General features: G+C 49.7%; 1 protein-coding gene. It reads right to left on the bottom strand.

Annotated features, from left to right (window positions below):
* Position 1: 1 nt before the first annotated feature.
* Positions 2-23,731: a non-ribosomal peptide synthase/polyketide synthase gene (locus MKX36_RS00415; RefSeq protein ID WP_340864025.1), complete on the bottom strand. Its 23,730-nt coding sequence runs from the start codon at positions 23,729-23,731 to the stop codon at positions 2-4.
* Between the last annotated feature and the right edge of the window lie 5 nt (positions 23,732-23,736).

Genomic DNA, 23,736 nt, shown 5'->3' with positions numbered 1-23,736 from the left:
ATTAGGACAAAATAGACTTGTTTTTAGTTGAGGCTTCTGCAATTTTACCAAGTATCTGTCTCAGTACTTTAGCATTCTCCCCAACAAAACCGGAATCAAGCAGCACATCGTGCGTTCCAATGACCCCGTATTCTTTGTATTGGCCAAGTGTTGCCTGTTGCCATAACAATTTATCTAATGATGTATCCGGACCAACACTATCATCCTCTGCAATCATAGCATGGATATTCGCATGAACTTCACCTGCGTTAATAAGCTCATCGCGGTAGCTGGAGTAAACCAACATTTTGTCCATGACTCGCTCCCTGTCGGCTGGATCGGCCAGGAATGCTTTGTACTGCTCCCTAATGCTGTCCAGCACCGTCTCGACAATCTCTTCAAGCTCCTCAGGTGTCGATTCATCCTTGGACATCTTTCTCATAGCATCTACCATAATAATGTCCCCAACATGGTAACCTCGGCTTTCCATGGCTTTAGCTACCTCAAAGGCAAGATTTCCTCCAAGTGAGTATCCCAAGAATATATATGGACCCTCTGCTTGAATATCTACGATGGCATCGATGTATCGATCCAACATATCTTGACCCTGGAAACGGTCGCCGATAAATTCCATCCCGTACACCTCGCAAAGCCCATCCAGCTCCTTGGCCATCTCATAGTACCCCAGAGAGTGACCTACCCGAGGAGGGAAGCAAAATACTTTAAGCGTTCCTTTTCCTGGGAAGTGGATAATTTCCATTTCTTGTTCATCTGCAGCAGTTGTTGCCTGCAGCTTGAAAATTTCATGTGCCATCTCTTCCACAGTCGGCAGATTAAATACGGCTTGAAGTGGGAGATGAACACCCATACTGGACGAGATCCTTTGGATCAAGCCCAATACTTTCAGGGAATGACCGCCAAGTTCGAAGAATTGATCCCTGATCCCGATTTCCTGTACTCCGAGCACCTCGGACCAAATCTTAGCAAGCTCTACTTCTGTCTGCGTACGCGGCGCGATATACTCGGCTGTGCTCCGCAGAAGTGTTTCCGGTGCCGGTAGCGCTTTGCGATCCAATTTGCCATTCGGATTCAGCGGCATTTGCCCCAACTGCACGAAAGCAGATGGAATCATGTAGCTTGGTAGCTCGCTGGCCAGTGCCTCGCGTAGTACGCCCGCTGCAAGCGCCTCCTCGGCCACAAAGTATGCACAAAGCTGAGTACTTCCGCTGGAGTCAGCCAGTGCTAGAACAACCGCTTCCTGCACCGATGGTACCTTCAGAATTTGTGCTTCCACTTCTCCCAGCTCAATGCGGTAACCGCGGATTTTTACCTGGTGATCAATCCGTCCCAAGTACTCAATATTCCCGTCAGGCAACCACCGAGCCAAATCGCCCGTTCGGTAAATCCGTTCACCCGACTTGTACGGATGAGGAATAAACTTCTCTGCTGTCAGTTCCGGCTGATTGAAGTACCCTCTCGCTACCCCTTCACCTGCAATGCAGAGTTCCCCCGGCACACCTACTGGTGATACCTGAGAAGCGCTATCCATCATCCATACTTGGACGTTAGCGTACGGTTTGCCGATAGGCACATGCGTTAGAGTCGCAGTCTCACGACTCGTTGTATATCGAGTCGCATATACAGCAGCTTCCGTAGGGCCGTAGATGTTCTCCAGTACGGCATAAGGTGATACTTTATAGTACTCTTCCACAAGTTTGGCAGGCAGCGTCTCGCCGCAGGCAAACAGATATTTCAGAGTAAGGAATCCTTGGGTACTGCTTTCCTTCAAATATTGAACGAGCACGCTGAGCATCGAAGGTACCAAATTAAGATGCGTGATTCGGTTCGCATCCACAGCCTCCAGCAGTGCCACCGGATCTTTGTCCACGCCCTGCGGCAGGATCACGAGCGTCCCCTGTCCAAAGAACCAACAGAACAGCTCCGGTACGGAGAAGTCAAAGGTGAATGTCGTTTTGAGCAGGAATCGGTCACCTGCCAACATCGGATATTCAGCTTCCAACTGACTCAGTGTATGGACGGCGGAGCGATGCTCAATCATTACACCTTTCGGCTTGCCGGTTGAACCCGACGTGTAAATGATATACGCCAGATGCTCTGGTCCTGCAATTGGCTCCAGATTGGAGTCATCCGCATGATACGCCTGCGGATCATCCAGTGCCAGGATCGTGCCAGTGAATGGGAAACGATCCTTGAGATGGCTCTTCGTCAGCAGAAGCTTCGCTCCCGAATCCTCCAGCATGTGGTGAATACGATCCTCAGGGAATTCCGGATCAATCGGAACATAAGCGCCGCCCGCTTTTAGAATGGCATGGATACCTATGATCATCTCAAGCGAACGCTCGACCATGATGCCGACTGGCTGATCTGGTCTGACCCCTTGCGCACGCAGCGTACGTGCGAGGCGGTTGGCCTGCTGATGAAGTTCTCCGTAGGTAAGCTCCGTTTCGCCGAAAATAAGTGCTGTATGATCCGGTGTGAGTGCAGCTTTTTCCTCAAATATGCCGTGAAGGGTCTTCTCACGCGGATAAGGAGCTGCTGTGTCTCCCCATACCTCTATAATTTGTGATTTCTCTTCTGGCGTTATCAGCTCCAGCTCATCAATACGGATAGCAGATTGTACAGATACGCTTGTCAGAATTTTCGTCAAGTGCCCTTGAATCCGTTCCACGCTCTCCCGGTCATAGACACGGGCATTATAACGATACAAGAACTCCAGACTACGTCCCGGCAGCACAATGAGGTTAAAATCATAATTTGTCTGTTCAAACATCTGAACATCCGTAATTTTGTATTCAGCCTCATCATTGGCAATTTTCTCTTCCAGATGCTCTTCTACCGGGTAATTCTCAAATACCATGATATGGGAAATCAAATCTTGCTTTTGTTCGCTCTGTGCCTGAATCTCATAAAGCGGATAGGAATCATAAGCATGCCCAGCCAAATATAATTCCTGCTGTCTCTTCATCACATGAGAGAACGTTTCGCTTCCTTCGGCCTGAACTCGAACTGGAACTGTATTAATGAAGAGACCGATCATGCTTTCGATGCCTGGAATCTCGGCAGGTCTCCCCGAAACCACACTTCCGAAGACGACATCCTGACTTCTATTGTAGCGTTGCAATACGATTCCCCAAGCAGCTTGCATCAGCGTGTTCATCGTCACTTGATGCTGTTTGGCCACTTGTTCCAAGCGCTCAGTCAAATCCGCATCCAACGTGAATACCAGCTTCTCCGACACGTAGGCTTCTGCTTTTGCCGATGGCTGTGTGACGGCCTGCGGCAACTTCGTTTGCTGCTCGTAGCCTTCCAGATACCCTCTCCAGTAGGAGGATGCCTCTTCCTCGCCTTGTTTCTCCAGCCATTGAATGTACTGGCTGTACGATACAGCTGCAGGAAGTTCAGGTTCCCTTTGCTCACGCAGAGCTCCGTACGTTTCAAACACTTCCTGGAGCACAAGAGGCATACACCAGCCATCCAAAATGATGTGATGAGAGCTCCACAACAGATGGTAATGCTCTTTTGCAGTACGTAGAATAGCAACACGCAGCAAGGCTTCATTCGCAAGATCAAAACCTCTCGCTTTGTCCTGGTCCATATAAGCTGCAAGACGCGTTTCCATTTCGCCCGGTTCCAGCTCATGCAATTCCTCGTATACGAAATCGCATGCTCTTTCTTTGAACACAATCTGTATAGGGAAGTCGCCCCATCCAGCATGGAAATTCGTTCTCAGTATGGCATGCCGTTTCATCAGATGCTGTAAGCTGCGTTTGAAATCCTCAGGATAGAATACTCCCTGAATTTCAAATGTGGCCTGCTCAAAGTAGACCTCTGAATGAGGCTCCAGCAAGCTGTGGAACAGCATTCCCTTTTGCATCGGTGTCAGTTTATACACATTTTCAATGCTACCGATGTGCCGTGTCTGCTCTTCCAGCTCCTCGATTTCCTCCAAGCTGATATCGTTGAGGAGTACATCGCTTGGTGTAAGCTCGGTTCTATCCTTGCGTGCACAGTGTCCAATGACTTCACTGAGACGTTCCTTCAGGATACCGACAAACTTCGCTACCGAATCCACATGGAACTGTTGATGGTTATAGCTGACCGAAAGCTGAAGCTGTCCTTCGGTAATCAGTCCATTAATATTCAAGGCCTGATGCTGCACCATCTCCTCACTGACCTCAGACCCTGCCGAGTAAGGGGACACCTCCATCGTTCCTTCTGCAAGATCCTGGTCAAACTGCCCCAGGTAGTTGAAGGTAATCTCCGGTTCTGCCGAGAAGGAGGAGCCAGTGGATACGTCACTCAAATATTTCAAAATACCATATCCTACACCTTTGTTCGGGATACGACGCAGGCCTTCCTTAATACGCTTGATTCTGGCGCCGATCTCCATTTCGCCTCCCATCTCAAGGGCGACAGGATACTGACTTGTAAACCAGCCTATTGTGCGAGTGATATCTAATTCCGGTACAACAGGCTCCCGTCCATGTCCTTCGAGCACGATGCCTACACGTTCGATCCCTGTCCACTCGTGAACAGCCATACCTAGGGCCGTCAAGAGCAGATCGTTAACTTCCGTATTGTAAGCGCGATTCGCCTCTTTCAGGAACTGCTCTGTCTCTTCTGGCGACCATGTTACCGTAACAGCCTCGGTGTCTTTTATGAGAAGAGCGCCGTCTACCTTGTCTTTTGGAAGAAGGGCAAATCCCTCTCCTTCTACCTCTGCCCAAAAACTACGTTCTTGTTCAGCCGCCGGGCTGTTGGCATATTGCGTAATCCCATCAACCCATGCACGGTACGAATCTGTCTTTTGTGGGAGCTTGACCGCTTCTCCACGTGCTGCTTGTTCGTAGCCTTCCTGCAAGTCCTCAAAGAGAATACGCCAGGATACGCCATCCACAGCCAAATGATGAATAACGATCAACAAATGTTCGCCTTCCGCACAGCGGAACAAACCTAGTCTAAAGAGAGGCCCATCCTCCAGAGAGATGCTGCGCTGAATGGCTTCTGAACCAGCTTCTATTGCCAAAGCCGGGGCTTTTTCATCCTGCAAATCGTGGATTTGGAGGCTATACAGCTCACCTTCGCCCAAACTGCGGTTCCACGCTTCTACTCCGTGCTCTCCTTGGCGGAATACCAGTCGCAGCGCATCATGGTGTTCTGCAATTTTTTGAATAACCTTGGCGAGCGCATCGGTATTAAAGCCTTCGCGTCGGTACAGCATGACCGACTGATTAAAGTGATGTAGATCCTTTGACTGCTCTTCGAAAAATCTGCGCTGGGCAGGTCCCAGTTTTACCGTTCCGTGTACCTCACCCTGATCTGCAATTCGGCTGACTGCGCTAACACGCTGAGCCAGTTCCGCAATTGTTGGATAGCTGAATAAATTCTTCATTTCCAGTTTGTAGCCTGCATGGAGAAGTCTTGATGAAACCTGAATCGATTTGATCGAGTCGCCTCCAAGTTCAAAGAAATTATCATGTATGCCAACAAGCGGTACGCCGAGCACACCTTGCCAAATCGAAGCCAAAATATTCTCCACATCCGTCCGCGGAGCAGCAAAGGCGGCTCCTGCTTTCACACCTAAGTTTGGTTCAGGCAGTGCCTTACGATCCAGCTTGCCATTTGGTGTCAAAGGCATTACGTCCATTTGGACAAAGTAAGACGGAATCATATATGCAGGCAGCTCGGCAGAAAGTTCATTTCTCAGCTCGCTGACAGACATTTCCCGATCAGCTACAAAGTAAGCACATAGAGACTTCTGTCCATTGGCGTCTGCCCACGCAACAACGAGAGCTTCCTCCACAAGTGGCATATCCAGCAACTTGGCCTCAATCTCACCAAGCTCAATACGATAGCCCCGTATTTTAACTTGATGGTCAATACGCCCAATGTACTCAATGTCTCCATTAGGAAGGCGACGAGCCAAATCTCCGGTCCGATACATATTTCCTTCCGCAGCGAACGGATCCCTAATGAATTTTTCTGCGGTAAGATCCGGACGATTCAGGTATCCACGGGCTACTCCGTCCCCGGCGATGTACATTTCGCCCTCCACACCTAAAGGTACAAGACGAAGCTGTTCATCCAGGATATGAATGTATATGTTGTCGGACGGCAATCCAATCGGTACAGATTCCCGTGTATCCTTCGCAGGATCGTACAGGTGAATCATGCAGCCAACGACGGTTTCGGTTGGGCCGTATTCATTGTAAATTTTGATGTTGCCGCCAAAGAGATCGGTAATCGTTTTGGACAAATGCGTGGTCAGATTCTCTCCACCCACAATAAGCTGCTGAATACGACTCTCCGCTGGAATGGTCATGTCTTTTATGAGACTGAGATGCGTCGGCGTCAGCTTGAGAATATCGACCGCATTTTCGCGCAAAATATGCTGAACGACCTCTGCCTTATCTATACCATCATAAATCCGTACTATCCCTCCGTTTATTAACGGAGTAAACATTGATGTCATCGTCAAGTCAAAGGAAATGGATGAGTACAGCGGGAAGTCCGTTGGTTGCCCTGCACAATAGACCTTATTGGCCCACCAGATGTAGTTCACGATCCCTTTATGGTTAATCATGGTTCCCTTCGGATTCCCTGTTGTACCTGAGGTATAGATTAAATACACTAGGTCGTTTCCTCTTACAGGAATATTAGGATTATCCACTCCGGTTCCGTAGATGTGCGGAGAATCCAATTCCATAACCATTCCCTCAAAGGAGGCCAGCTTCGTCAGGTGGCTCTGTGTGAGCAGAATCTCAGCGCCGGAGTCCTTCAGAATATACTGAATCCGCTCCTGCGGATATTCAGGATCAATCGGTACATAGGCTCCGCCCGCTTTGAGTACACCCATGATGGCAACCAGCAGTTCCACTGACCGATCCGCTAACAGACCCACTACTTGTTCACTCCGCAGTCCCTGGTCTATCAAGGTCGAAGCCAGTCTGTTCGCCCGCTCGTTCAACTCCCGATACGTGATCTGGATATCGCCGCTTACTGCTGCGATCTTATCTGGCGTACGGACAACCTGTTCCTCAAACAAGGTATGCAGACCCTGATCACTTGGATAGGCATGAGCCTTGCCACCCCAGTCAAGCAGCTTCGTCCGTTCCTCCGGTGTTACAATCTCCAGCTCCTGTATCGTCGCTTGCGGACGAGTAGCTACCTGGTCGAGCATTTGCAACAAATGTCCTCCGATTCGCGCAATGCTTTCTTGCTCGTAGACCGAAGCATTGTAGCGAATGCAGACTCTAATGTCCTCGCCTGGAATGACAACGAGGTTAAAGTCATAGTTGGTTTGCTCAAACATGGCGAAGTTGGCGACTTCGAGATTGTCCTCTGTGTGATTACCCGACTGTTCTACCTGTTCGTCGAGCGGATAATTTTCAAAGATCATAATATGAGAAATCAGGTCTTGCTTTTGGCTTGTTTTCCCCTGAATCTCATACAGCGGATAGGTGTCGTAGGCACGATCAGCCAACGAATGTGCTTGTGTACGTTTCATCACATCGACAAAGGCCTCGTCTTTGGATGTCTGTACGCGGATAGGTACTGTATTAATAAACAGACCCACCATATTCTCGATCCCCGCGATCTCAGCAGGTCTACCTGATACAACGCCACCGAAAACAACATCGGAGCTGGCATTGTAATGTTGGAGAATCAGGCCCCAGGCTGTCTGCATGAGTGTGTTGACGGTCACATGATTGCGCTTCGCGACAACATCCATTTTATGGGTCAAGGACGCGCCCAAATGGAGAACATGCTCATTCAGAACGTAACCCTCTACTTTAGCTTGAGATTTCGTTTTAGCTTCCGGCAATACAGTATTACCGTCATAGTCTTCGAGATATTGGCTCCAATATGTTGAAGACTCTTGATCGTCCTGTGCATCAAGCCATTCTATATAACGGCTGTAGGGCTGAGCCGGTGGTAGTACAGGCTGTACTTGCTGACGCAGGGCAGAATAATAATCGAACAGCTCCTGTGTAATAATCGGGATGCACCAGCCATCCATGACAATATGATGGAAGCTCCACAATACAAGGCAGCTTTGTTCCTTTTGCAAAACAGTCACTCGCATCAGCGGATCTTCTGACAAGCTGAATCCCTTAGCCATATCTTCAGTAGTATAAGCCTGAATTTGGGCTTCTTGCTCCTGCAACGTACCGGCACGCAAATCTACGTAGTTCAGAGGGATTGGCCGTTGCTTAAAGACAACTTGCAGCGGTACATCAGCGATATTGTTGTAAAAGCCGGTACGCAATATGGCATGTCGTTGCGCCAAAGCCTGGAAGCTCTCGAAGAAGATATCTACATCGAAGCTGCCACGTAGCTCAAACGTTGCCTGCTCAAAGTATGAAGAGGAGTCCGGCTCCAGCAAGCTGTGGAAGAGCATGCCCTTCTGCATTGCCGTTAGCTTGTACACATCCTCAATCTCTCCAATATGGGCCGTTTGGGCTGTGAGTCGATCAAGCTGCTCCAGGGTCAGTCCTTGGAACAGAACATCACTCGGCGTAAGCTGCGAACGCTCCTGAGTCACACAATGCTGGATGACCTCGCTAAGACTTGACTGTAATAATTCAGCAAAATGACTTACCGTCTCCTTACGGTACTGCCTGTTGCTGTACGTAATCGTCAGTGATAGCTGGCCTTCGGCAATCATGCCATTCACATCCAGAGCATATTGCTGTGGTGTGTGATCACTGAGCGCCTTACCGACTGAATGTGTAGACAAGCTAAGAGCATTACCTTCCAAATCCTGATCAAACTGTCCAAGGTAGTTGAAAGAAACCTCCGGTTCTACGCTGAATCGAGTACCTTTTTCCGGTGCCATATACTTCAGCAAACCGTAGCCGATGCCTTTGTGCGGAACCTCTCGCAAATTCTCCTTGATGCGCTTGATTTGGGCAGATACTTCCTGCCCACCTTGCACGTTCAGCAGAACAGGGTATTGGGTGGTGAACCAGCCCACGGTACGGGTAATATCCAGATCTGGTACGATCATTTCCCGGCCATGCCCTTCAAGGTTAACCAAAATCTGCTCCATGCCTGTCCAGCGCTGAATAGCTGCTCCCAGCGCAGTCAAGAGCAAATCATTCGTCTCCGTATGATAAGCCCGGTTTGCTTGTCGCAACAGCAGGTCTGTTTCTTCAGCAGACCACGTTACCGTAACCGACTCGGTATCCCGAATGGTGCCCGGTTCCTGATCCTCATCCTTTGGCAGTGGAGCCAGCATCGTCTCCTCAATCTGCTGCCAGTATGAACGTTCCTCGTCCAGGGCAGGGCCTGCTGCATATTTCGCCGCTTGCTCGGACCATACAAGATACGAATCGGTCTTTTGCGGAAGAACAATCGCTTGTCCATTCAACGCCTGCTCGTATCCTGTTGCAATGTCTTCAAACAGGATGCGCCAGGATACGCCGTCAACCAAGAGGTGATGAATGACAATCAACAAATGATCGCCATCATTACAATGGAACAAGCCTAGCTTGAACAGAGGGCCGTCTTCCAAGTGGAAGCTTGCCTGGATGGCATCGGCCTGGGCTTGAACAGCAGCTGCCTGGTCTTCTACCTGTCTCATATCGACGATGTCCAATGTGTAGAGTTCGCCTTCGTCAATTCCCCGATTCCAAGCTGCATATCCAGCTTCTGTAGACCGGAAAACCATACGTAGCGCGTCATGATGAATCGCAACTTGGTCCATTGTCAACCGGAGTGCAGCCTCATCAAAGCCGTCTTTCCGATGGAGCATGACAGCATGATTGTAATGATGTGGCTCCGCTGTGTGACGTTCAAAGAACCAGCGCTGAATTGGCATTAACTCCGCTGCACCTTTGATTTCACCCTGCTCTGCTGTGCGTCCGGCTACTTGAAGATACGGACTTAGCTCAGCAATTGTCGGATATTTGAAGAGATCCTTCATCTCTAATTTATATCCCAATTGGAACAATCTAGAGGACACCTGAATCGCCTTGATGGAGTCACCACCCAGATCGAAGAAGTGATCATGGATGCCGACCTGCTGTGCTCCTAACACACCTTGCCATACAGAAGCCAAGGCTTCCTCAGCTGCGTTCCTCGGCGCTTCATAAACCGCTCCAGTCTGCACATTGGTCTCAGGAGCTGGAAGTGCTTTGCGATCCAGCTTACCATTTGGTGTCAACGGCATCTGTTCCAATTGCATGAAGTATGACGGAATCATATAAGCCGGCAGCTCAGCAGCCAAGGCTTTTCTCAATTCGCCTACTGTCAGCATCTGATCGGCAGTGAAATAGCCCACCAGTACTTTTTGTCCACTTCCATCCTCCCGGGCAAGCACAACGGCCTCCCTCACAGACGGAGCATGGAGCAACTTCGCCTCCACTTCTCCCAGTTCGATACGGTAACCCCGGATTTTAACCTGATGGTCAATCCGTCCCAAATACTCCATGCTGCCATCCGGCAACCAGCGTGCCAAGTCACCTGAGCGGTACATGCGCTCGCCCGCTTCAAACGGATGAGCTACAAACTTCTCTGCCGTCAATTCCGGTCGGTTCAGGTAGCCACGCGCCAGGCCTTCGCCCGCCACATAGAGTTCACCCGGAATGCCAATCGGTTGTGGACGGCGTTGTTCATCCAGAATGTACGCACGTAGTGTCGGAATCGGGATACCGATATTGCTGCGGCCCTGTTCAATTTCCAGTTCCGTAATTTCCTTATACGTTACATGCACGGTCGTTTCCGTGATGCCATACATGTTGATGAGCTGTACTTGCGGATATTTCGCTCTCCAGTCCTTGAGCAAGGCCGGGCTTAATGCCTCCCCGCCGAAGATAATCATGCGAAGACTCAATTCTGCCGCGCGATGACTAAGTTCTTCTTGTAGTAACTGATAGAAGTATGTTGGCGTCTGGTTCAACACGGTAACCTTCTGGTCCTTAAGCAACTGCAAGAAACGCTCTGGGCTCTTCGCAGTAAGCGATGGAACGATGACCAGACGACCTCCGTTCAGCAATGCCCCGTACATCTCCCATACGGAGAAGTCGAAACAGAATGAATGGAACAGCGTCCACGTATCCTGAGGACCGAAATCAAACATATTTTTATCATTAAAGAGCAAGCGGACTACATTTTTGTGCTCGATCAGCGTTCCCTTTGGCTTGCCTGTCGTACCCGATGTGTAGATAACGTAGGCAAGATGATTCGGTCCAGCCGTAGGCTCCAGATTTGAGACATCTTCCTTGTAGGAAGCCGCCTCGTCCAGATTAACGATGTCTCCGGTGAAGGAGATACGTGTCTCCAGATGCGCTTGTGTCAGCAGCAGCTTGGCTCCCGAATCCTCAAGCATAAAGCGAATGCGGTCCTCTGGATATTCAGGGTCGACAGGGACATAAGCCCCGCCCGCCTTCAAGATGGCCAAAATCCCAACGACCATTTCAAGGGAACGATCCGCCATGATTCCAACCAAACCGTCTGGTTGCAGACCACGCTCGCGGAGCGTTCTGGCAAGTCCATTGGCCCGCTCATTCAGCTCGCTATAGGACAAGGTTGCCTCTTCACATACGACCGCTACTGCATCCGGATTACGGACAGCCTGTTCCTCGAACAGTGCATGAATCGTTTGGTCACGAGGATAATCTGCTTTGGCTTCGTCCGCATCTTTCATCAGCATCGACTTTTCCTGCGGTGTCACGATATCAAGGGATGACAACGACATTCCCGGATTGGTGATAGCTTCCTGAATAAGCTGTACAAAGTGGCCTGCCATCCGCTCAGCGGTCTCCCGCTTGTAGATTGCAGTCGCGTATTCCAACGTGCAGTTCAATGCCCCATCCGCTTCACTCACTGTCAGCGTGAGGTCGAACTTGGCAGCAGGATGGCCCTGATCGTAAGGAGTGAAACGCAATCCCTCTATTTCTTGTTCTCCCTGCTCGATATTTTGCAGAACAAACATAGTATCAAATAGTGGGTTACGACTCAGGTCACGCTGAAGCTCCAGCTTCTCTACCAGCTCCTCGAACGGATAATCCTGGTTTTCATAGGCCCGCAGTGCTGTTTCCTTCACTTCCTTCAAGTAAGCCTCGAAAGACTTTTCGCCCTCTGGATAAGTACGCAGTGCCACTGTGCCTACGAACATACCGATAAGGCCCTCGAGTGTGGCATGGGATCTTCCCGCCACTGGTGAACCGACAATGACATCTTCCTGCCCCGTGTACTTGTGCAAGAGCGTCGTATAGGCTGCCAGCAGCACCATGAACAGCGTAGAACCTGTTCGGGTAGCCAGCTCCTGGAGTGAAGCGCTCAGAGAAGCATCAATCTGGAAGTCAATCCGATCTCCCGCAAAGCTTCGTACCGCAGGACGAACTTCATCTACTGGCAAATCCAGCACTGGCAAGCTTCCGCGGAATGCATCCAGCCAGTAAGCTTCCTGGGCTTTGAGGCGCTCGCTTCCGAGCTGCTCTTGCTGCCATACCGCATAGTCTGTGTACTGGATCTGCAACGCAGGCAATACGTCCTCTTCTTGGTAGAAGTGAAGGAACTCTTCTATGAGAATATTCATAGAAACCCCATCCGAGACAATATGATGCATATCGAACAACAGTAAATGGCGCTCGTGTGCAATTCGAATGAGACCTACCCGCAGCAATGGTGCTTCGCCAAGGTCAAAAGGATGAACAAACTGCTGAAGGGCAGCTTCTGCCTCTGTCTCGCTCAACTCCGCATATTCCACCGTAAACGGAACATCCGGTAGGATCTGCTGTACAGGTTCACCGTTAACAGTCACAAAACGGGTGCGCAGTGAACCATGACGATGAATCAGACGACGGAATGCCTGCTCCAGTCGTTCCCGATTCAGGGCTCCCTCAACCGTAAGGATACCTGGCATATTGTAGCTCAGCTCTCCGCCTTCCAGCTGGCTAAGGATAAACAGCCGTTTTTGGGCTGAGGACAATGGGTAGTGCTCTCGCGCTCCCGCTGTAGGAATTTCTTCAAAATTCAGCGGTGTATAGCCCTCAATGGCACGAGCCAAGCCTTCAATGGTAGGCGACTCGAACACTTCTCTTAGGCTAATCTCGCGGTTCATCTCCTTACGAATTCGTGAGACTAGCAGAGCTGCACGCAGTGAATGGCCTCCAAAATGGAAGAAATTATCCTTTACTCCCGCGCTCTCTACACCCAGCACCTCTTGCCAGATTTCGGCTAATTGAATTTCTACAGGTGTCTGTGGAGCCTCAGATGAAGCAACTGCCCATCCTTGCTCGCCCTGCAGCGCTTTTCGATCTATTTTTCCGTTCGACGTCAGAGGCATGTCCTCCAGTTGTACGAAGCGGGAAGGGATCATATATCCAGGTAACATCTCCGACAGAACTGCCCGGAGCCCCGATACCTCAAGCTTCTGAGCAGCTACAAAGTAAGCGACTAGATCTTTGTAGCCATCCTCACTTTCCACAGCCAAGGCCACGACTTCCTGAACGAACGGCACTCTGAGCATGTGTGCTTCGACCTCGCCCAGCTCGATCCGATAGCCACGAATTTTGACTTGGTGATCTATCCGGCCTAAGTACTCGATAGTTCCATCTGGTAACCAACGAACCAAATCACCCGTCCGATACATACGCTCTCCTGGAGTAAACGGATTGTCCACGAACTTCTCATCCATTAACGCAGGCTGGTTATGATAGCCCCGGGCTAACCCGATACCTGAAATGCATAGCTCTCCAGCTACGCCGACAGGCAGCACTCTGAAATGGTCATCCAAGATATACACACGATGGTTAGCAATGGGTTGTCCAATGGACACCCGTTCCATCGTTTCTTCACTGTCCGGGACAGTCCACATTGTGGTGCATACAGAATCCTCTGTTGGGCCATAGCCATTGAAGTACTGTACGTGCTTCCTCCATTTTTCGATCAACTCGACCGATGTGGCCGAGCCGGCGGTTAGCAGGCATCGCAGTGCTGGCAGGCGCTCCGGCTCAAGGTGAATAATGTAAGCTGGTGGCAGAGTCGCTATCGTAATTGCCTTGCTGTTCATGAACTGCTCGAACAGGGCATGATCTAAAATATCTTGCGTAGAAGGAATGCATAGAGTAGCTCCGTGGCTCAGTGCCGTTATAATCTCGGAAACCGATGCATCGAACGACAGACTTGCAAACTGAACGATCCGATCCTGCGGTGTAACTTCGAAGAGTCCCCGATATACGTCCGACAGATTTCGTAGTCCGCGGTGTTCCACTAATACGCCTTTAGGCTGACCCGTCGTGCCTGAGGTATAGATCACGTAAGCCAGATCATCAGAGTCGGCCGTATCCTTCAAATTCGATTCATCGGCATCATAGGTCGACGGTTCTTCCAGCAACAGGACATTTCCCATCCAGCCTATATGCTCCAAAAGATGCGCTTGGGCAAGGATCATCTTCGTCCCCGAATCTTCGAGCATGTAGTTGATTCGCTCTTTCGGATACTCTGGATCTATTGGAACGTAGGCGCCCCCGGCTTTCATAATGCCGTACATCCCAACGATCATATCCGTTGACCGTTCAACAAGCAGCCCCACCAGGTCTCCCGTCTTGATTCCCTCAGCACGCAGTCTTCTCGCCAATCCATTGGCTTTTGCGTTCAGCTCGGCATAGGTCAGCATCTCGTTCTCAAACAGAATGGCAGTCGCGTCCGGCGTTCGAGCCGCCTGTTCCTCCAACAGCCCGTGAAACGTGGTACGGTGTTTGGAGCTGGCTTCCGTTTCTCCCCATACGCTCAGAATCTGTTCTCTCTCCTGCGGCGTAACCAATTCCAGAGCATCCACGGAAATTGCAGGATTCTCCACAATTTGTTCCATGAGGTGAAACAAGTGACCCTTGATTTGTTCAATCGTGGCTGAATCATAGACGAGCGCATTGTATTGGAACAACAATCTCATCTCTTTGCCCGGTAGAACAATTAAGTTAAAATCGTAATTCGTTTGTTCAAGAAGCTCCGCTTCCTCAATCTCAAAGGCAGCCTCGCCATCTCCTAGACGCTCTACTTCCTCTTCCACAGGATAATTCTCAAATACCATAATATGTGAGATTAGATCCTGCTTTTGGTCCGTCTGAGCCTGAATTTCAAACAACGGGTAGGTGTCATACATATGAGAAGCCATATATTGCTCCTGCTGTTGCTTCATCAGGACTGTGAAGGGGAGATGTTCTTCCGTCTTCACACGAACTGGAATTGTATTAATGAACAAACCGATCATCCGGTCAATTCCCGGAATTTCAGCCGGTCTGCCTGACACTACACTTCCGTATACAACATCCCGACTACCGTTATAGCGTTGAAGCGCAACGCCCCAGATGGACTGCAGCAATATATTCATCGTGACATGAGCATCTCTGGCCACCTTTTCCAGACGTTCAGTCAATTCCCTGCTGACAGGATAGTTCAGCTTTTCTGCTACATAGCCTTCTCCTTTGACTGCTCCACCGACTTGAGGTAAAAGCGTCTGTTGCTCATAACCGGCCAGATATCGGCTCCAATAGTCGGCCGCAGCTGCTTCATCCTGCTGTTCCAGCCATTCAATATATCGGCTATACGGCTGGACCTCTGCCAGCTGAGGCTCTCTTCCTTCCAGGAGGGCAAAATAGTGTTCAAACACCTCCTGTGTAATTAATGGAACACACCATCCATCCATGACGATGTGGTGGAAGCTCCACAAGAGACGGAAGCTCTCTTCATCTGTTTGCAAAATCGATACACGGAGAAGCTCATCTTCAGCCAGGTTGAAGCCCTGTGCTTTGTCCTCAGCGGCAAATGTCTTTAGATAAGCTTCACGCTGCGGTGCATTCATCTCACGCAGGTCTTCATACACCAGTTTGGCACCTCTGTGCCGAAATACGACTTGTAAAGGCTCACTGCCCCAACCACTGTAGAAGTTCGTGCGCAGAATGGCATGACGCTCCACCACTGCATCCAGACTGTGTCCGAAAGCGGTCGGATCAAAACTACCCTTAAAGTCAAAGGCGGCCTGCTCAAAATAAGCACCTGTATGCGGCTCGAACATATCATGAAACAGCATGCCCTTCTGCATCGGCGTCAGGCTGTATACATTCTCAATATCGCCTATGTGGCTGGTCTGCTTAGAAAGCTCCTCCAGATCAGCAATGCTCAGCCCCTTGGCAAGCACATCGCTTGGTGTCAATACAGTTCTTTCCTGGGTTACACAATGCTGAAGAAGCTGCCGTAGGCTTTCTTCAATATATCCAGCGAGCTGTTTCATTGTAGATGACTTATACTGTTTTCCGTTATAACTCATCGTCAGAGTCAAGGCTCCGTCTGTCACCATGCCATTAATATCTAGCGTATAGGCTGGCTCTCCCAACAGGCTTTGCGCGCTTCCGGTCGGATAAGGAGAAACCTGCAACGAGCTTCCTTGCAAATCCTGATCAAACTGCCCCAGATAGTTAAAAGAAATTTCAGGCTGCAAATTGAAACTGTCTGCGTCCTCCTGACTCGCCATCGTTTTGAGCAACCCATATCCGATACCTTTATTCGGAATACGGCGCAGCTCTTCTTTCACTGATTTGATTAAGGCTGACAACTCAAGATCATTTCCCAAGTCTAAAATGACTGGGTATTGGCTTGTAAACCAGCCAACAGTACGGGTAATATCGATATTCGGTATAATCGGCTCACGACCGTGCCCCTCAAGATTCACAGCGATCCTACCAATACCAGACCATTTGGATACCGCCATGCCTAGAGCAGTCAATAGCAGATCGTTCGTCTCCGTTTGGTAAGCACGATGGGCTTTTCTCAGCAGTTGATCGGTTTCTTCTACCGTCCATTGTGCTGTCACCACTTCGCTATCCTGTAATAAAAGGCTTTCCACAGCCTCATCCTTCGGCAACTGCTCGAGTGGCTGATCCCCAAGCTTGCTCCAATACGCCCGATGCACCTCGATTTCTGGTCCTTCCGAATAACGGGCAATAGCGTCTCCCCAATCACGGAAGGAATCCGTTTTCTGCGGAAATGTCAGTGCTTGTCCTTGGATCACCTGTTCATAGCCTGCTGCGAAGTCCTCGAACAAAATCCGCCAGGATACTCCGTCCACCACTAAATGATGGATCACGATCAGAAGGTGGTCTCCATCCTGACAATGGAAAAGCCCTAACTTCATCAGTGGACCTTCTGCCAGATTGATGCTGCGCTGGATGTCATCCGACAGCGTTGTAATGGCTGCAACCGGATTAGATTCGCTCCGTAAATCAGCAGTGATCAGGCTATACAGCTCTCCTTCTCCAAGATCACGGTTCCAAGCTTCGTAGCCATGCTCGGTCTGCCGAAAAATCATGCGAAGGGCGTCATGGTGCTCAGCCAATTTTCTCAGCACATGATGCAAGGCCTTTTCCTCAAATCCCTGTTCACGATACAGCATGACCGCTTGATTGAAGTGATGAGGCTCTGCCTGTTTCCGCCCAAAGAACCACTGTTGGACTGGAGTCAAGCGAGCCGCTCCGCGCACAACTCCCTGTTCAGCCATATGCACAGCCGTTTGTATTTCTGCACCTAGCTCGGCAATGGTCGGGGACTTGAACAGTTGCTTCATCTCTAACCGATAGCCAGCCTGCAGCAACCGTGACGACACCTGAATGGCCTTGATGGAATCTCCGCCCAATTCAAAGAAATTGTCATGGATACCCACCTGTTCGGCACCCAGCACCCCTTGCCAGACAGACGCCAAAGCTTCTTCAGCCGGTGTACGAGGAGCTGTATACTTCCGTCCTGTATGCGCACCTACTTGCGGAGCTGGCAGAGACCTGCGGTCTACTTTTCCGTTTGACGTTAATGGCATACGATCCATCTGGATAAAGTAGGATGGCATCATATAGCCCGGAAGTACCTGCGATAGAGCAAGGCGTACTTCGCCTGCCGTGAGTGTACGATCTGCCACATAATAAGCGCAAAGCTGCTTCTCTCCAAGCTCATCCGCGCGAACGACGACTACGGCTTCAACTACTGACTCCACCTTGGCTAATTGAGCCTCGATTTCGGGGAGTTCGATACGGTAACCGCGTATTTTGACCTGCTCATCAATTCTTCCCTTAAATTCCAGGTTCCCATCTGGAAGCCAGCGAACCAAATCACCAGTTCGATAGCAGCGTTCCCCTTCCTTAACAGGACTAGGGACAAATTTTTCTGCTGTGAGGTCAGGACGATTGAGGTATCCGCGCGCTACACCTTCACCACCGACAATCAGCTCGCCCCAAGCACCAATGGGCTGTAATTGCAGCGATCCATTGACTACATAAGCGGTCGAGTTACTAATCGGGCGCCCAATCGGCACGCCCCCTTCAACACGACCCGGAATCTTGTAGGTGGTGGAGAAGGTCGTATTCTCTGTCGGACCATAGCCATTGATAGGGACAAGATCAGGATTAGCCTCAATGACACGGTTTATATGAGATATGGACAGTACGTCACCACCTACCAGCAATGCTTTCAGTCCTCTGAACAGGTACTCGTCCTGCAGTGAAAGCTGATTGAAAAGCGGTGAAGTAAGCCACATGGTCGTAATTCCGTATTTGGCAATAGCTGCTTTGAGCCGATCGGCAATCAGGATATCGTCGTTCTCCACGAAATAAAGCTGTCCGCCGTTAAGCAACGCTCCCCATATCTCAAAGGTCGAGGCATCGAAGGCCACGGCTCCTGTCTGCAAAATTCGCGTGGATTCGTTCAGCTCCACATAATTGGTTTCTTTGACCAGACGGACCACGTTCCGATGTTCAACCATAACGCCCTTCGGTCTACCTGTCGTACCCGAGGTATAGATAACATAAGCGAGTCCCTGTGGTCCCTGAACTGTCTCCTCAGCTTGGACAGGATCAGACGCATAAGCCTCTTCACTGCTGAGGTCAACAATCGGTATACCGTAGTCTACATTTATAAGCTCGCCCTTTTGTACCAGTAGTAGCTTGGCATCGGAATCTTCGAGCATATAACGAACCCGATCTTCTGGGTAATCAGGATCGATCGGCACATAGGCTCCACCAGCCTGAAGCACGGCGAGCATACCAACCACCATCTCGATACTCCGTCCGCCCATAATAGCCACCGGTTGCTCCCTTAGCGTCCCCAAACGACGCAGTGTTTGGGCCAAGCGGCTCGCCTTGTCTTCCAACTCAAGATACGTTAACCGGACATCGCCGAATACCAACGCCGTCTGCTCCGGTGTATGCTTGGCTTGTTCCGCGAACAATGCATGAATGGTCTTATCCCTTGGATAAGGAGTAGCTGTCGCGTTGAATACTTCAATGATCTGTACTTTCTCCTCCGGTGTAATCATTTCAATCTCAGCCAGTTGCAACTGAGGATTGGCCGCGACTGCATGCAGAACCCGAAGCAAGTGGGTTGCAAGTCGCTCTACAGTTTCCCGCCGATACAAAGCTGTACTATATTCAAGGCCAAAGGCTAGTTCAGCGCCCTTCTCCTCTACATTGAGGGACAGGTCAAATTTGGCTGTGACGGTGTCCATCGGGTAAGGAGTAAAGTGCACGCCATCCATGTCTTGCTCTTCCTGCTCCGTATTTTGCAATACCAACAGGGTGTCAAAGAGCGGATTGCGGCTGACATCACGTCCTACGCCCAGTTTTTCAACCAATTTCTCAAAAGGGTAATCCTGATGCTCGAACGCCTTGAGCGCTGTTTCCTTGACTTCCAGAAGATAATCCTGAAAGGTTTTTTCTCCTGCCGGGTAGCTGCGCAAAGCCAGTGTATTGACAAACATACCAATGATGCCCTCAAGCTCCGCTTGTGGTCTGCCGGCTACTGGAGAACCTACGACGATGTCCTTCTGCCCTGTATATTTGTGCAGCAGCACCGAATAAGCGGCCAGCAATACCATATACAGTGTAGTACCTGTATGGGATGCAAGCTCTTGTATCGCCTTATTGCCAGACTCGTCCAATGTAAAATCAATACGGCTACCCTCGAAGCTCCGAACCGAAGGGCGCTGGAAGTCCGTAGGCAAATCCAATACCGGCAACTCTCCTTCAAAGGTTTGCAGCCAATACGCTTCAAGGTCTTGCCATTCTCTTTCCGACTGTTCCCGTTGCCATACCGCATAATCCTTGTATTGAATATGCAGTTCTGGTAGTTGTTCTCCTTGATATAATTGCGTGAGTTCCTCCACTAGTATTTGAATGGAAACCCCATCTGAAATGATGTGGTGCATATCAAACAGCAACAGATGACGCTCCTCCTGCAGCTTCACTAAGCTAACACGAAGCAATGGAGCCTGGCTCAGATCAAAGGCACGGGTAAAGCTGTGAATGAGCGTATCCGTCTCCTCCGCTGAAGCCTCTGTATAGCCCAACGTGAACGGAACATCCTTATGCACATGCTGAACAAGCTCTCCATCCTGCATATAAAAGCCGGTTCTCAGCGATTCATGGCGCTGGATCAGTGCCTTGAACGCAGACTCCAGCCGCACGCGATCCAACGGTCCGTCCACGGTGAAGGCACCTGGCATATTGTAGCTGAGCTCTCCCCCATCCATCTGTCTCAGCACGTATAACCGCTTTTGCGCTGAGGACACTGGGTATGCTTCGCTTTCTTCAGCCTGTGGAATGGACTCGTACATGGTTGGAATGCGTTCCTTCACCAGTCGCGCCAGGGATTCAACCGTAGGCGATTGAAATACTTCACGCAGCGAAATGCTGCATCCCAGCTCTTTGCGAATCCGCGTAACGAGCAATGTTGCCCGCAAAGAGTGACCACCGATCTCAAAGAAATTATCGTGGACGCCAACGCGGGCAGCTCCCAGGATATCCTGCCAAATAAGCACCAGCTGTGCTTCCACTGCAGTTCTTGGAGCCAGATAATCCTCGCCGGATTGTACGCTACCCTCAGGAGCCGGCAACGCGCGGCGATCCAGCTTGCCATTAGGTGTAAGCGGCATTTGCTCCAACCGAACAAAATAAGAAGGAATCATGTAAGCTGGTAATTCCGTTGCCAGCTGAGAACGCAATTCCCCTGGCGAAAGATCGCTGGAGGCTACATAGTAGGCGCACAGCAATTTTTGTCCCTGTTCGTCGTCCCGGGCGAGGACAATCGTTTCCCGTACGCCCGGAGCTTTGAGAATTTGGGCTTCGACCTCGCCCAGCTCAATTCGGTAGCCGCGAATTTTGACCTGATGATCGATCCGGCCCAAATATTCAATATTGCCGTCAGGCAACCAGCGAGCCAGGTCCCCAGTTCGGTACAGGCGTTCTCCCGCTCGATACGGATGTTCTACAAATTTCTCAGCCGTCAAATCTGGCCGGTTCAAATACCCACGGGCAAGACCATCCCCCGCAATGTATAGCTCTCCCGGAACCCCGACAGGCTGCAAGCGTCTGTGCTCATCAAAAATATAAGCGCTAAGCGTTGGAATGGTTCTACCAATATTGCTTTTGCCTGCTTCTATCTCATGTTCTGTGATTTCCTTGTAAGTGACATGAACCGTCGTTTCCGTAATTCCGTACATATTAATCAGCTGCACATCAGGATACTTTGCCCGCCAGTTTTTAAGAAGAGATGGGCTCAAAGCCTCTCCGCCAAAAATAATTTTTCTAAGGCTAAGTTCTGTGGACGATTGTGCCAATTCTTCCTGTATAACCTGATAAAAGTATGTTGGCGTCTGGTTCAAAATAGTGACTTGATTGTCCCTCAACAGCTCTAAGAAAGCTGCCGGACTCTTGGCTGTAAGGGATGGGACAATTACCAGTTTTCCTCCGTAAAGAAGCGCTCCATACATCTCCCAAACAGAGAAATCGAAGCAGAACGAATGGAATAGCGTCCATGTATCCTGGGAACTGAAATCAAATAAATTGTTATCGTTAAAGAGCAGGCGAACTACATTTTTGTGCTCGATCAGCGTTCCCTTCGGCTTGCCAGTTGTACCCGATGTGTAGATAACATAGGCCAAATGGCTCGGTCCCGAAATGCTCTCCAGATTAGAAGCATCTCCTGTATACGTTGCCGCTTCGTCCAAACTCACAAGCTTTCCGTCAAAAATGGTACTCTCCCATAGATGGCTTTGGGTGAGCAATAGACGGACTCCTGAATCCTCTAGCATGTAACGAATGCGTTCTTCAGGATATTCAGGATCAATTGGCACATAGGCCCCTCCTGCCTTCAAAACCGCCAACATGCCGACGACCATATCTAGGGAACGATCCGCCATAATCCCCACGAGTACATCTGCACCAACGCCTTCGGTGCGCAAATATCTCGCAAGCTGGTTAGCCTGCTCATTTAGAGCTAGGTATGTAATGCTCTGCTCGCCCATCTGAACAGCTACGTGGTCCGGCGTGCGCTCAGCTTGTTCCTCGAATAAGCCATGAATGGTCTTATCACGCGGGTAATCCACTACATCGCCTTCCGAAAGAGCCAGAATGGATTGCTCTTCTGCTTCTCCCAATAGATTTACTTCTGCAATGGAAAGCTGCGGTGTATAAATGATCTGCTCGGCGATCGTAAGCAGCTGGGACACCATGTCCGTTACTTCACTGCGTTCGAACAGCTCTGTCCGATAATCGATATCCAGTACAAGCTCGCCTTCATCCAAGATTTCCACGATATGAAGCACGAAATCATTCACTTCATCGCCGCAAAAATCATAATCCGTCAAAATGCGCACGTCATCCAAGTCAACCCAGTTGATAAGGCGGTATTCCATGGAAACACCAAAAAGCCGCTGAATATCCTTGTTGCCGTGCATTTCTCTAAGATCCTGAATTAACTGATTGTATGGATATTTCTGATGCCGCAAGACTGACATTTGGTCCCTGGCTACTTCCTGCAGGAAGCTTAACACCTCTACATCCTTGTCAACGTATGTTCTGGCGGCAGCCGTGCTGACAAACATACCGATCTTTTGCTTCTCTTTCTTGTTCCCCCGGTTAGCGAACGAGGTACCGATCACCACATCTGGCTGATTCGTCACTTTGTGTATGTAGATATACATCGCACCCATGAAGAATTGGAACAGAGAAATCCTGTTTTGTTGGCAAAATGCCTGTAGCTCGCGATATAGCGCCTCTGGCACAGTAAAATGTTCCCGAACAGCTTGGGTACTTAGCGATAATGGATTATATGACTTCCAACCTGTCAGCTCAGGCAAGTCAGAAAACTTATCCAGCCAGTATGCCTTATCCTTTTGGTACCTGTCAGAAAGCTCATATGCGTTCTCATCTGCAATATATTCAATATAAGAGCAATCATCGCTCAGCTTAGGTTCATTTCCTTGAATTAAATCCATATAAAAGGCTGTCAGTTGATTTCCATAAACCACCATAGAGATCCCGTCAGAAATAATATGATGCATTTTGATATTAATCCAATACTCTTCCTCACTAATCTTCACAATCAAAAACTGGAAGAGTTCAGAGTCCAGCAATGGCAAAGGTTTGCTTTTGTGCTGCTCAAGTAAGGCTTCCACCTCGGAAATACTATCGATATGAGTAAGATCCAAGCACTCCAACTGTCTTTCTTCATAAGGAACGACATACTGCTGGGGCACTCCATCCACTGAAGTAATACGAATGCGGAACGCATCATACTGTTTGATAATCAAATTGATGGACTGCATGAAGGCAGCGATATTGATGTGACCCTTCATCTTGGCTGTACCGGATAGCTGTGACACGGATGTATCTGGATAGAGTAATTCGGTATACCATATACGCTTTTGCGCATTCGTTAAATCAAATAACTGCATGTTATTCATCTCAT

Origin of the sequence: Paenibacillus sp. FSL W8-0439 (assembly GCF_038008995.1) — a bacterium.
Taxonomy (GTDB): Bacteria; Bacillota; Bacilli; order Paenibacillales; family Paenibacillaceae; genus Paenibacillus; species Paenibacillus polymyxa.
This window is presented reverse-complemented; position numbering and strand designations above follow the sequence as displayed.

Excerpts from the sequence above, each read along its gene's own strand:
- MKX36_RS00415 (WP_340864025.1), bottom strand. The coding sequence starts at position 23,731 with ATGAATAACATGCAGTTATTTGATTTAACGAATGCGCAAAAGCGTATA.